Genomic DNA, 14163 nt, shown 5'->3' on the forward strand with positions numbered 1-14163 from the left:
ATGAATTTAAAAAATAAAGTAGCATTAGTAACAGGAGGAAGTAAGGGTATTGGATTTGGTGTCGCTCAAAGTATGCTTAACCAAGGTATACATGTTGCTATTACAAGTAGAAGTGGTTCGGCTGCAAGTGAAGCTGCAAGCTTATTAAACGCAAAAAAGAATACTGATGCAAAAGCGATTGGTTTGCAGGCAGATGTTCGCAATTTAGAAAGTCAAAAAGGTGCAGTGAACCAAGTTTTAGAAAGTTTTGGATCTTTAGATGTTGTGGTTGCCAATGCTGGCATAGGGCATTTTGCTAGCATTGAAGACTTAACTAGTGAACAATGGCAAGAAACCATAGACACCAATTTAACAGGTGCTTTTTATACTATAAAAGCGAGTGTAGATGCTCTAAAAGCTTCTAAAGGTTATTATATCACTATTTCAAGTTTGGCAGGAACAAACTTCTTTGCAAATGGGTCTGCTTACAATGCGAGTAAGTTCGGAGTTACCGGATTTACGCAAGCAGTAATGCTAGATTTAAGGAAATACGGTATTAAAGTGAGTACCATTATGCCTGGTTCTGTGTCTACACATTTTAATGGTAATGAGCCAAGCGATAGTGATGCTTGGAAAATACAGAGTGAAGATATTGGCGAATTGGTTGTTGATTTATTAAAAATGCATCCACGAACACTACCAAGTAAAATTGAAGTGCGTCCAACAACACCGACAAGTAAATAAAAAAAGGCTTCAAATTTTGAAGCCTTTTTTTTAATTGATAACCGATATTCTAACACCTTCACTATGGCTGCTAAATTCTGGAGCATACATACTTTGAATGGTCGTAATGCCATTACTCATATTTCCAGCATTATTTGCGCGTAAGTCATATTCAAATACGTAAACACCTTTTGGTAAATAGTCAAAGAAGAAATTAGTGCTGGCATCTTTGGTGCTTTCATAGTAACCCAATCCATCTTGCCATTTGTATTGAGAAAGTACATTAACCGGTTCTAAACTTGAAGCTCGCATATCTTTCATATGAATAAATTCCATATCACGATCACTACGTAATTCAATGCGTACACGTACCAAATCACCTATTTTTAAATCAGTGTCATTGGTGATTTCAGTGATTTCTTCACCTGTATCAGTGTTGATTTTTTTAAACAGTTTTTTCTTCAGTTTCAAAGGTGTTTCGGCTGAAGTAATATTGTCCAAATCTTCAAAGTACTGCCAATACAATCCGCCCCAAGCAATTCCATTGCCTTTTTTGGTTAAGGTCACCTCTGCCATTTTAGGCTGGATTTCTTGAGTATTCCATGACGTTTTGTAATAGCCTGTTCCAGCTTCTACTTTAACATTTTCCAATTTAGACGGTTCAAGTTTTTCACCACCAACCAATACATCAACGGCTTCCGTAACACTTAACCAATCACTACCTTGTAGCAACAAGGCATAAACGGCTTCGGTAGTGGCCTTGGTTGTTTCCCATTTATTAGTTTGTTTATTTTTTAATAACCAAATTTTAAGGTTGTCAATAGTCTTAACATCGTTTTCTATTTCAGAAAAGGCTTCAATCAGTAAGGCTTGGGTTTCAATGGGTGCTTGATACCAATACCATGAAGCGGTATTCTCTTTCCAGTACATACCCAATTCCTCATTGGTAATACTATTTTCTTTAAGTGATTTTAATATTTTACTGGCCGTTGCATTATCACTCATCCTGTGAGTAATCAATGCCATTAGACCTTTGGAATATAGTGAACGACTTAACCAATACTTTTGAATTTGCGATAAGTAGTAAGCCGAAACCTCTTGAACCTTTTTAGATTGCTTAACCTCTGGAAAAAAGCTTCGCATGTATAAATAATGCAATTGCGTATGGCTTAAATGATCTTTACTTAAATCAACGTCCTTATTGTATTTGGTAAGGTCTTTATATTCTTCAATAAATTCTGAATCGAGATAGTGTATGGCTTTAGTTATCATAGATTCTTCACTATCATTCTGAATGACATTTAAGTGCTTTAAGTGACCAAAACCAGTGATGATATGCTGTGTGATAAATCGGTTTGGTTGGCCACCATGAAACCAAGGCCAAGCGCCATTGCTCATTTGGTTTTGTTCCAGTTTTCTTAAGGCATTTTGTAATTCGTTGTTCATTTTGTTGAGGTCAAACAACAAAGCAATGCGCTTTTTTTGTTCGGTTTCACTTTGGGCATCACGCAGCCAAGGTGTTTCTTGAATAAGGATGTTTTTTAAGTCTTCGTTCTTTTCTAAATTAGACAATAGCGCATCGGTATTTCGCCACTGGTTAAATACCTCTTGAATACGCGGATTGCTGTTGGCAATATGACTTGCCAATGCATTGGCATAATAACGACTAAAAGTTTGCTCATTACAGTCATAAGGATACTCCATAAGGTAAGGCAACGCCTGAACAGCATACCAAGCCGGATTAGATGTCATTTCCAACGTCAGTTTATGGTGCTTGAGTGTTGTTGAGGTATTTGTTTTTAGTTTATCTAATGTAAATGTTCGCGTTTCGTTACTCTTTATCCACATGGGTAAGGTTTCAGTAACCAGCATTCTATTAGACAATACAGGTAAAGCATTTTGTTCACCATCACTAAAGTCACCAGCTTTAGCAACCACTTTATATTGCACAGCATTTACCGTATCTGGAATAGATAGGTTCCATGACACTTCAGTGTTACCGGCTTTTTCAACTGAAAAGTTCTCGATTACTTTTGAACTGATAAGTTCATTTGTAATTTCTTCTCCTGAAACAGCATTAAATAATTGCAGCTGTGCTTGACCAGAAAGATCTCTATCCGAAAGGTTTGCAATTTTGGTACTGATAACAATTTTGTCATCATGACGTAAAAATCGTGGTGTGTTTGGAAGGACCATTAATTCCTTTTGGGTAACGGTTTCTAAACTAGTTACCGCACTTTCCAAAGTTTTAGTATGCGCCAGTAATTGCAATTTCCATTGGGTTAAGGCTTCTGGCGTGGTAAAGCTAAAACTCACGTTGCCTTCTGCATCGGTTTTTAATTGGGGAAAGAAAAAGGCTGTTTCTTGTAGGTTTTTGCGGATGACGATGTCATCAAAACTTGTTTTTGGTACATCTGCTATTAGCATATTACTTGAGCCAGTAACTATTGAATCACTTGGTACAATTTTAATTTTATTGGCTGTAAAATAATATTCTGGATTTTCTAAATCATCAGCAGTTGTAAAACGACCTTGATGTTCAAAACTAACACTGTCTTTTTCAGTTTGATAACCAATTTCAACACTTTCTCGTTTTATTCCTAAAGCAGTAATGACGACTTCATCTAAATCAGGGTCTGGTTCTAATTGAAAGCTTAAAAAATTTGTTTTTGATATTTTGAAATTGGAAGTCAAGTAACCAACAAAACTTAAAACTAATATATCATCTTTATCTGCTTTAATGGAAAAATAACCATCAAAGTTTGTTTGAGTACCTTCAGTATTACCTTTGATTATTACATTGACTCCAGGAAGAGGTAGTCCATTCTCATCACTTACAAAGCCTGCGAAATAGCCATCTTTAATTTTAGACTTATCAAATTTTTCAATTTTTTCTTTAATGTTATGTTGTTGTAGGTACCTTTGTTTCTCCCAATATTGAGGTCCAGCCCAATTGTTTGAGAAGTCAAACCCAAACCAGTTTAATTGGTCGTAGGCTTGGTGAGGATAACTAATTAATAATCTAAAGTTTTGTACTTTAAAGTTCCTAGTTCCAAAACTATAGCCTGCATTTCTACTATTACTACTGTTATATTGTTGGTTGTATATAGGATTAAAGCTCCAATCATGCAATTTAAACTGGTCTAAAGACGCATCATACATACTCGCCAAAAGTTCGGCGGAAACTTGCTCGCCTTTAGTACCTTTTATTTTAAAACTCCAGGTTTCATCTTGTCCTGGTTGTAATTTATCTCTGAATGTGGTGGTTTCAATCTCTAAATCGGTTTTTGGGTAAGGCACATTAATGTATTCCATACCTGATTGAAAACCATTGGCAAATGCAAAGCTGTAATGCACAGCAAAACCGCCTAAATCGTCCTTGGTAACTGGAATTTCAATGGTCTTTTTGCTGTTGTTAAGCTCAAACACATAAGTGTTTATGGTTTCATTGTCTTTTTCTACATCTAGCGTTACGGTTACATTTTGTGCTACAGAACCTATAGTAAGCAATACCGTTTCATTAGCCTGATAACTTGGTTTATTGGTGGTGATACTGAATAGTTGCTTGTCAGCAAGGGTTTTATCTTGGTCGCTATATAGCGATGTTTTGGCTTCAGCTTTTACATGTTGTCCAAAAGCATCTTGACTTTCCAAAATAATCACATATTGACCAGATTGCCATTTTTTGATGTTGCCTAACGCTATGGTTTTAGCTGTTTCCGTATCAAAACGTTTCTCAAAAACCAGTTTACCTTTTTCCCAATTATTTGGGTTGTGTTCGTCTTGATAGGCATCATGCGGAAATTTAGATTTAAATTCAGCTTCCGGAAGCATAGGGTAGTCTGGTGCTTGCCAAGGTCTTGTTCGCAACACATAGTCAGGTGCTTTTAACTTATAAATTTTGATGGTTCCTTTGGCAGGCACAATTTCACCGTTCAGATTTTGGGTCATGATTTCCAGTTTGTGTTCCCTACTGGTTTTATCCAAAAGATTATCAACCGAAATGGATGCCGTCATAGCATGATAACCCACATTTACAATGGATGTGGCACTTCGGGTTTCGCCATTAATATCAGTGACATCAGCAGTGACTTCATAATTGAAAATAGGTTGTGAGTCTTTGTCAACACTCAAATCAGGAATCGCTTTAAAGATTATCTCAAATTCCCCTTTGTCATTGGTTATGGTTTCGCCATGCGTGATTTCCTGTGGTTCACTACCAAAAGCTGGACGATACCAATAATACCAGCTGGGATAACGCACTTTACGTTGAACACGATACACCACTTTAGCATTGGTAATATTACTGCCAGCATAGGCTTGGGCATTTCCATTTACTGTAACGGAATCATTAATTTTAAAGGTTTCGGTAATAGGTTTTAAGGAGGTCTCGAACTTGGGACGTTTATATTCTTCAACTGAAATAATGGTTTGGGCATTGGACAATGTATGAATTTTACCTAACAGCTTTATCCTAAATTGTCCTGTTAAACCACTACTTGGTAGAATGAATTCGCCAGAAACCGAACCAAAAGCATTGGTTTGTAAATCTAAACGACTGACCTCCTGATTGTTCACATCATATAATATCACATAGGTGTTTTCATTTGCTAAAACTTCCGATTTACCGTTATCAGTTTTGATAGCTATTCCTTTAAAATAAACCGTTTGCCCAGGTCTGTATATACTTCTGTCTGTAAATAAAAACCCCTTGTAACTAACAGGGTCAGGTTTGTGTTTTTGGTAATTGTTTATGTAAAAATCACCAAAATAAGCCTTGTCATTAGGCGTTTTTGCTTCAATTTTTACCTGCGTCCAGCGCTCGCCTGATTTCTCAATTTCTATGGTTCCTTTTGTATTGCTGGTTAAGGTCTTATGTTTAGTGCCTCCGTTGTAATTTTTTTTATAAGAAATACTCACAGTGACATCCTCAATAGGATTACCATTATTTCGGTCAATGAATTGATAGCTTTGTTTGTGGTTTTCAGTTTTATCAACCAAAGCCATATTAGTCACCTGAATGGTTTGTGCCGCAAAAATATCACTATTGTGAACTTTAGCAACAATGAGGTAACGTCCGTTCGCCAATAGCGGAACAAGTACTTCTGTGCTGTGTTGCTGATAGTCTTTGACATCGCGCAAATTGGCATCCCATGATTGGGTTAGATTTAACGTTCTAAAAAACTGAATTTGATCTTCTGTTCGGTAGGTTTTGTTAAAGATTTCAAACTGTTTATTGGTGAGCTTATAAGCTTTGAAATCTAAAGCATTAATGTTTTTATAGCGAACCAACAGACGAGACTCCTGTTGTATAGGTATGTAGTTTTCTATTTGTAATTGCAAGCTAGGTTGCAGAATCCGTTGTTTGAGTGCCACGCATTTTTCAGCACCAATACTTTTTGGAAATGCCGAAATTACCGATTGACAAAGGTCAAACGATTCCTTTATTTTCCATTGATGGGTTTCGTCGGTTTTAGGTTGATATTGACTACCTTGTTGATACCATAATTGGGCAATTTCAAAGCTGTACAAACCTGATACAGGTTGCGAACCGTAAAAATTACGTGATGCTTTAAGGGTTTGTAATAACACGTCTTCCTTATTACTAAACGTAGCATGTTGTATTACAAATTGCAGTCGATTGATATCCACATCAGCTAATGCTTCTGGTGATGCGTCTTTTAAATGAAATTGAATAAGATCTTGATAGATTTTTAAAGCGTGTAATTGTAAAGAAGTAGAATCTTTTGAAGACAACTTCAATCGTGAAAAAGCTGATGCATCGCTCAAATAATCAGGATCGTTTATTTCAAATTTATATGCAGGTTTAGTGATACTATTTTCATCGGTTTTATAAAATTCTAAAGCGTTATGAGCGAGTAAATCATATAAGGTTGGACGAAATAGTTTTGAATTTTTTTGTTCGTTAATTATAACGGCATAATCTTCAAGCTTGGTTTGTTGTAGGATGAGTCCGTTTTGTAATGAATTTTGATAATGTAGTTGGATTTCAGCAAAAAGCGTTTCTAAATCCCAGGTTCTAAAATCGGTTTTATCTACTTTTTCAGAAGTATTGGTTCGATTATAGAATTTCCATCTATTCTGTTGAAAATATTGCCAATACATGGTTGCCAGCATGTTTTCCAAAACGTTTCTTGTAGGTGCTTGACTGTTTTTTATTTCGGCTTTAAAGTCATTTATAATGGTTAACTGCGCATCTTCTTCCAAGATTAAGGCATACTTGCTTTTAAATAGTAATGCTTTGATGTATTGTGGTTCGTTTTGTTCCTCTTTGGCTAACTCAGATATTTGCTGTACTATTTCAAGAGCCGATTTGGGCAAGCCTTCGGATTCTAATTGATCAACATTATTCCAAAGTTTGTCATAATCAGAATTTTGGGCATGTAATATATTAATAGCCAATACTATCATTATAAAAAAAGTAAGCTGTTTCATAGTTATTGTTTTGTACAAGGGTACATTCAAAAGTTGTTCCAAAAAAACACCAATGCGGTATTGTTGGTTTTTGATGAGTGAAGTTAGTTATTTTTAGAGTGAATGAGAAAGGTTATCTTTGTAAAATCGACACTTATGTTATGAAAAAGTTTTGTTTGCTTTTATTAATTCCTTTTGCATTGCATTCACAAAATGTAGTTCAGGAAACAGAATTTCTATTGGATAAAAAAAAGTATGAACAAGCTGAAGTTGTTATTGAAAATTACGTTTTAGATAATCCAAATGATCCAAAAAGTATTGAGTTGTTAGGTGATGCTTATGCCTATCAAGAAAAATGGGACAAAGCTGTTGAGCAATATAAAAAACTGGTAGATTTAAATCCGCGTGTAGCTGAATATCAATACAAATATGGAGGTGCAATGGGTATGAAGGCACTGGAAGTCAATAAAGTGACAGCCTTGTTTATGATTGATGATGTTGAAGAGGCTTTTTTGAAAGCCATAGCATTGGATAAAAATCATATTAATGCACGTTGGGCTTTGGTTGAATATTACGTCCAATTACCAGGAATTATTGGAGGAAGTGTTTCTAAATCGTTGCAGTATGCCAATGAGTTAGAATCTATTTCAAAAGTTGATGGCTATTTGGCTAAAGGTTATATTTATGAATATGATGATGAGCCAGAACTGGCTGAAAAATATTATAAAATGGCCATTAAAACAGGTGGCTCACTAAATTGTTATGAAAAGTTAACAGCTTTTTATGAAAAACAACAACGACCTGATTATGCTATTCAAAATATAGAAGTATCCCAAAAAAAACATAATCGAAACGCTTTACATTATCAAATTGGTAAAGTAGCTGCAGAATATAACATACAATTGGAAAAAGGAGAAGCGTGTTTACAAATTTATCTGGAAAATTATTCCCCTGAAGACGGTGTGCCCAAAGCTTGGGCCCATTACCGTTTAGCACAAATATATAGGATTCAAAATAAAAAGGACTTGGCACTTAATCACATTGAACGGGCTATTAGGGAGCTTCCAAAAGTTAAAGTTTTTGGCGAAGAGAAAAGCCAAATTTTAAAACTGTAATTAGCAGAAAAACTTCGTGCTACCCACTTCTCACTTCCAACAGCAATTCTTATATTTGAATTCTACAAAATCATTCTATGAACGTACATTTTATAGCTATTGGAGGTGCTGCCATGCACAATTTAGCCATAGCACTGCATAACAAAGGATATCAAGTTACAGGAAGTGACGATACTATTTTTGATCCCTCTAAATCTAGATTGGAAGCCAAAGGATTATTACCCAAACAATTTGGATGGTACCCAGAAAAAATTAATGATAAGCTAGACGCTATTGTTTTGGGTATGCATGCTAAAGCCGATAATCCGGAGTTGTTGAAGGCTCAAGAGTTAGGTTTGAAAATTTATAGCTATCCTGAATTTTTGTACGAGCAATCAAAAGACAAAACCCGTGTGGTTATAGGTGGTAGCCATGGAAAAACGACAATAACTTCCATGATTTTACACGTCATGCACTATCATGATCGTGATGTGGATTATATGGTAGGTGCCCAATTAGAAGGCTTTGATGTGATGGTGAAACTTACTGAACAGAATGATTTTATTGTTCTGGAAGGCGATGAGTATTTAAGCTCACCTATTGATAGACGACCAAAATTTCATTTGTATAAACCCAATATTGCGTTGTTAAGTGGAATTGCCTGGGATCATATCAATGTGTTTCCAACTTATGAGAATTATGTAGAGCAGTTTAGCATTTTTGTGGATAGTATTGTTAAAGGGGGAAGTATTACTTACAATGCTGAAGATAAGGAAGTAGCACGAGTAGTAAAAGCTTCTGAAAATACCATTAGAAAGTTACCATATCACACACCAGAATACACCGTTGAAAATGGCGAAACATTATTAGAAACTCCTGAAGGACCTATACCCATTGAAGTTTTTGGTGAGCATAATCTAAACAATTTGGCTGGTGCTAAATGGATTTGCCAGCACATGGGTATTGACGAGGATGACTTTTATGAGGCTATAGCTACATTTAGAGGAGCTAGCAAACGTTTGGAAAAAATAGCTGAAGGTAAAACCAGTATTGCTTATAAAGACTTTGCACATTCGCCGAGTAAGGTAGCCGCAACAACCAAAGCCCTAAAAGAACAATACCCAGATAGAACCTTGGTAGCCTGCTTGGAATTGCATACTTACAGTAGTTTGAATGCCGAGTTTTTAAAAGAATATAAAGGCGCATTAGATGCAGCAGATGTGGCTGTGGTATTTTATTCGCCACATGCTGTAGAAATTAAAAAACTGGAGGAAGTCACCCACGAGCAAATTGCCACAGCTTTTGAACGTGACGACCTGATTATTTATACCAATCCAGACGATTTTAAAAACTATTTATTCTCGCAAGATTTTAAAAATAAAGCTCTGCTGCTTATGAGTTCCGGTAATTATGGTGGCTTGGATTTTGATGAGGTAAAAAAATTGTTTTAATATATTTACTAAAACCTTTAATATGAAGAATATCTTATTCATTTTCCTTGTTATACTATTTTCATGTAGTTCAAGTGATGACAAAATTGGAAACAGAATTCCTGAAGCTTCAAGTTTTTACGGATTAAAAATTGGAAATTCTTGGGTTTATAAAACAGATAGATTTAGTTTTTCTGACAATCAATATTATGATTCAGGAATTATTGATTCAGTTTCAGTAATTGGAATAGAGAACATTTTTGATAATGATTACTTTGTAATAGAAACTATTACATCAGGTAACAGTATAGGTAGTGCCTATGGAAACTTAAATGGGGTAAAGTATGAATATTTAAGAGAATCGGAAGGAGCTTTATTGAATGAAAATAATGAAGTAATTTTTGACAATGATGACTTTACAGAAAAAATAATAAATCAAGGAAATTGGGGTGCTTTATACGAAAGACTTGTGGAGGAGATGGCCAATGTTACAGTTCAAGCTGGGGAATTTGTTTGTTATGATAGACATCGTTATGGTAGAACACCAGATGGACATTTAATGCCTTCATTGGATCATGAATATTATGCGGAGGGTATTGGTTTAATTTATGATTCGACCTCATGGTTAGTAGAAGAGAATCCATTTGTAATTAAAAAATTAGACTCGTATTCAGTTCGATAAAATCAAAACACTTTATCCAAAAACGCCTTAATACTATCTTGATTCCTTTTTATCAGTTCTGCTTTAGCATTTTGGGTATCAGCCGTTTTCTTGTCTTGTGAGAGTTTAAATTTACCTTCCCAGTCCGTAATAGTAATTTCAAACATTTTAATATAATCTAAATTAGCTTCCATCCTTGGGTTATTGGCATCCAAAACATATTTGTGGTCTGGTGCTTCTAAAAACTCGGTCATAGTAATTAAAGATTGCTTTAATGCTTCTTTACTTTCAATAGCCTTTACTGTGCCTTTTAAATGTACCTTTATGTAATTCCAAGTAGGTAATTGGGAGGTGGTATAAACAGATGGTGATATATAACATTGTGGTCCGGAGAAAATGATGGTAACTATATTGTTGCCTTTAAGTAATGGCGTCTGCGGATTGTAAATATCAATATGCCCAATTAATTTACCATCACATTCGCGATAAATCAAAGGTAAATGTGTTATTAAGGGTTCATTGTTGTTTACAGAAATAACTGTTGCAAGCGGATAGGTTTTAATCACTTCAATGAGATGCTCTTGATTATTATCCTGATGATGAGGTGGCGGATATTTCATTAGGCTCCAAATTGTTTTAAATGATGGTCTAAATGTTTGTACTGCATTTGTCCCCATTGCTCTTGCGTGAATTCTCCAAACATGGGATGAGGTGGCCATTCGGTTTGTTCTTTTTTAGCATGAAATTTTTCAATTTCCTCTAATAAATCTGTTCTTCCTTTATTGAAATTTTTGTCACTTGATACCACAAATTCCTTTGTTGTAGGTAAGTTTTGTTTCCAAGGTTTATCATTGTATAATGACGATTTAAACATTGAAAACAAGATACGTTTAAACACATTTGGTTTTTCCAAAGCCAATTCACCTAAGGCAACTTGTAGTGGGAATTTACAATGCGCCAGCATTTGAGAGACATTCATTTTACCCCATTTTGGGTTTTGGGTTTCTTGAAGTAATTCTATTCTGGTTCTTATTTCGGAAACAGCATCATCAGAAAATAACGATTTCATTTTTTAATTTATAAGGTTAAGTAATCTAAAAATTGCTTCTGAAAGTTACAATATTTATATTTACTAAATGGCTGAAAAACCCACATCATTTTCAATAAAAAACTGGTCTCAAGATGACCAGCCTCGTGAGAAACTTCGGGATAAAGGAAAAGCGGCTTTAAGTGATGCTGAACTAGTAGCTATATTAATTGGCTCTGGAAATCGTAACGAAAGTGCTGTTGATTTATGCAAACGTATTTTGGGTAGCGTAAACAACAACCTCAATGAGTTGGGAAAACTGTCATTAAAACAACTTATGGATTTTAAGGGTATTGGTGAGGCAAAGGCTATTACTATTGCTGCGGCTATGGAGTTGGGTAGAAGACGTAGAGGTGAGGAGGCCCTTCATAAAATGAAGATTACTTCCAGTATTTCAGTATTTGAACTTATGCAACCCGTTTTAGGTGAATTACCACATGAAGAATTTTGGATTATTTACTTAAATAATTCTAATAAAGTAATTCAAAAACAACAATTGAGTAAAGGTGGTATTACGGGAACTTTAGTAGATGTTAGGCTCGTTTTAAAAATGGCTTTAGAGTTAGGGGCAACTGGAATTATATTAGCACATAATCACCCGTCAGGGACTTTAAAACCTAGTGAGGCTGATAAACAAATAACTCAAAAATTGAAGTATGCTGGAGAAAGTTTAGATATTAAAGTTTTGGACCATCTTATCATAACTGAAAAAGCGTACTTTAGCTTTGCCGATGAAAATATGCTTTAAATGATTTTAGTTTATACCCACAAAATCTCACCTAGATTAAAATACGCTTTTAAGCATATATTTACCCGAATTTTAGGCATTCCTGTTTCATTTACTACAGTTATTGAAGATTTTATTGCACATGATAGCCTTAAAATGTCTTACACCAAACAGACATTGAGCAATGAAATTTTTGTTAGAAACCATGAACTTATTTATGAGCAAGGACTATCTGATGTTGATGTTCAAGTTTATGATTGGGATCATACAAAATGCTTTTTTTTAACTAATGAGAAAAGCTCGATTCCTTTTGATATTTTTTCCGCAACATTTTATCTTTTAAGTCGGTATGAAGAATACCTGCCACATGTAAAAGATGAATATGGTAGGTTTACTGCTGAAGAAAGCTTAGCATTCAAAAATAATTTTCTAAAACAACCTGTCATTGATATTTGGGCTTATAAAATTAAAGAGGTTTTTGAAGAACGTTTTCCAAACTTTATTTTCCCTGACAAAAAGTATAGTATAAAACCTATAATTGATGTACCCTCACCTTATTTTTATAAGCACAAGGGTGTGCTAAGAACTTTGGGAGGAACCGTTAAAGATTTTTTTTCGTTTAAATTTAGAAGCTTGTATAACAGGTACATGGTGCTTTTTGGTTTAAAGCATGATCCTGATGATACGTTTAGATATATTTTAAACAGACAGAAAACCTCAAGGTTTAAATTTATTTTTTTCTTTTTAATTGGTGATTATTCAACGTTTGATAAGGGTGTAAATGCCCAAAAAAAACAGTATGTTTCCTTGATAAAACATGTAGCTGATTATTGCAGTGTAGGTCTTAAAGCTTCTTTTTTTGCTTTGGATGATATTCAGGTTTTGAAAAAAGAAAAAAATAGAATGGAAGGTATTCTAAATACTAATTTATCAGCTTCTAGGCAATCATTTTCTAAATTGAACCTACCTAAATCCTACAGAAATCTTGTAGATTTAGAAATCATGGAAGACTATACAATGGGTTATGTCAATCATGTTGGGTTTAGGGCAGGAACTTGTACACCGTTTTTCTTTTATGATCTGGATTTTGAAATACAAACACCTTTAAAAATCAATGCTTATCATGTTTTGGATTATACCCTTTTGAAGCATAATTCACAGTTAGATAAAAAAGAAACCATTGGCCGAATTATTAATGAAATAAAGGCCGTTGATGGGCAATTTATTCCTGTTTTTCACAATTATACTTTTAGTGATATTGAACGTTGGAAGGGATTTAAAGAATTGTTTAATTTTATTTTGGAATCAATTGATGAAGATTAAAGGGATTACAGATGTTTTTTTTGATTTAGATCATACACTATGGGATTTTGATAAAAATTCAGCACTAACATTTGAAAAAATTTTTAAAAAGCATGAAGTACATGTTAGTTTAAATGATTTTTTACATGTGTATGAACCCATAAACCTTAATTATTGGAAATTGTATAGAGAAGAACGCATAGATAAAGCATCATTACGATATGGAAGGCTTAAAAATACTTTTGATGAAATTTCTGTACCAATAACTGATGAACTTATCAATCTGCTTTCGGTTGATTATATAACGCATTTATCTGACAACAATCACCTATTTGAAGGGACGTTTGAAATTTTAGACTATTTAAAGTCTAAATACAACTTACACATTATAACAAATGGTTTTCATGAAGTGCAACATAATAAATTAAGAAATTCAAACATTGAAAACTATTTTAAAACCGTAACAAATTCAGAAATGGTTGGCGTTAAAAAACCAAATCCTAAAATTTTTAAACATGCTTTGACATTAGCACAAGTTAAACCAGAAAATAGTATCATGATTGGTGACAATTGGGAAGCAGATATTCTAGGTGCTATTAATTTAGGAATTGATGCCATTTGTTTCAACGTACATGGCACAGAGCTTGATAATGATATTAAACAGATTTCAAATTTGTTAGAATTAAAAACATATTTGTGATTCTAAACGTATCTTTGTAATAATT

10 protein-coding genes are annotated in these 14163 nt (G+C 34.3%); 7 read left to right on the forward strand and 3 right to left on the reverse strand.

Annotation, left to right across the window (positions count from 1 at the left end; translation table 11 throughout):
* Entirely contained in the window at window positions 1–723 is a 723-nt protein-coding gene (locus C1S72_RS11145; protein WP_104735668.1) for an SDR family oxidoreductase, read from the forward strand.
* 30 nt (window positions 724–753) lie between these two features.
* Here the strand turns inward: C1S72_RS11145 and C1S72_RS11150 are convergent, their stop codons facing one another.
* Complete coding sequence (locus C1S72_RS11150; RefSeq protein WP_230401621.1) at window positions 754–7158, reverse strand: alpha-2-macroglobulin family protein; 6405 nt, start codon at window positions 7156–7158, stop codon at window positions 754–756.
* A gap of 140 nt (window positions 7159–7298) precedes the next feature.
* On the opposite strand from C1S72_RS11150, the gene C1S72_RS11155 reads away from it, so the two are divergent.
* From C1S72_RS11155 to C1S72_RS11165, 3 genes are all read left to right on the forward strand, one after another.
* Window positions 7299–8252 carry a tetratricopeptide repeat protein gene (locus C1S72_RS11155; protein WP_104735669.1) on the forward strand — a complete coding sequence of 318 codons (954 nt, stop codon included), beginning with the start codon at window positions 7299–7301 and terminating at the stop codon, window positions 8250–8252.
* Window positions 8253–8329: 77 nt separating this feature from the next.
* Window positions 8330–9682 (forward strand): UDP-N-acetylmuramate--L-alanine ligase, encoded by a 1353-nt coding sequence (locus tag C1S72_RS11160; RefSeq protein ID WP_104735670.1) that lies wholly within the window; start codon window positions 8330–8332, stop codon window positions 9680–9682.
* 22 nt (window positions 9683–9704) lie between these two features.
* Entirely contained in the window at window positions 9705–10343 is a 639-nt protein-coding gene (locus C1S72_RS11165; RefSeq protein ID WP_104735671.1) for a hypothetical protein, read from the forward strand.
* Between the two features lie 2 nt (window positions 10344–10345).
* Here C1S72_RS11165 and C1S72_RS11170 read toward each other — a convergent pair whose 3' ends face one another.
* Window positions 10346–10942, reverse strand: a complete 597-nt coding sequence (locus C1S72_RS11170; protein WP_104735672.1) for an FMN-binding negative transcriptional regulator — start codon at window positions 10940–10942, stop codon at window positions 10346–10348.
* The gene (locus tag C1S72_RS11175; protein WP_104735673.1) at window positions 10942–11391 is read right to left on the reverse strand and encodes a DUF1569 domain-containing protein; all 450 of its coding nucleotides are present in this window, start codon (window positions 11389–11391) and stop codon (window positions 10942–10944) included. The genes C1S72_RS11170 and C1S72_RS11175 overlap by 1 nt, the downstream gene beginning before the upstream one ends.
* 67 nt (window positions 11392–11458) lie before the next feature.
* On the opposite strand from C1S72_RS11175, the gene radC reads away from it, so the two are divergent.
* From radC to C1S72_RS11190, 3 genes are read left to right on the forward strand one after another with little or no spacing between them, the layout of a single operon-like run.
* A complete protein-coding gene (radC, locus tag C1S72_RS11180; RefSeq protein ID WP_104735674.1) occupies window positions 11459–12157 on the forward strand; it encodes a RadC family protein in 699 nt (232 codons plus the stop codon).
* Entirely contained in the window at window positions 12158–13459 is a 1302-nt protein-coding gene (locus C1S72_RS11185) for a polysaccharide deacetylase family protein (RefSeq protein ID WP_104735675.1), read from the forward strand. It abuts the gene before it with no gap.
* A complete protein-coding gene (locus tag C1S72_RS11190) occupies window positions 13449–14138 on the forward strand; it encodes a YjjG family noncanonical pyrimidine nucleotidase (RefSeq protein ID WP_104735676.1) in 690 nt (229 codons plus the stop codon). Before C1S72_RS11185 ends, C1S72_RS11190 begins: the two co-directional genes overlap by 11 nt.
* The last annotated feature ends 25 nt before the right edge of the window (window positions 14139–14163 follow it).

Origin of the sequence: Hanstruepera ponticola, assembly GCF_002940745.1 — a bacterium.
Lineage (GTDB): Bacteria > Bacteroidota > Bacteroidia > Flavobacteriales > Flavobacteriaceae > Hanstruepera > Hanstruepera ponticola.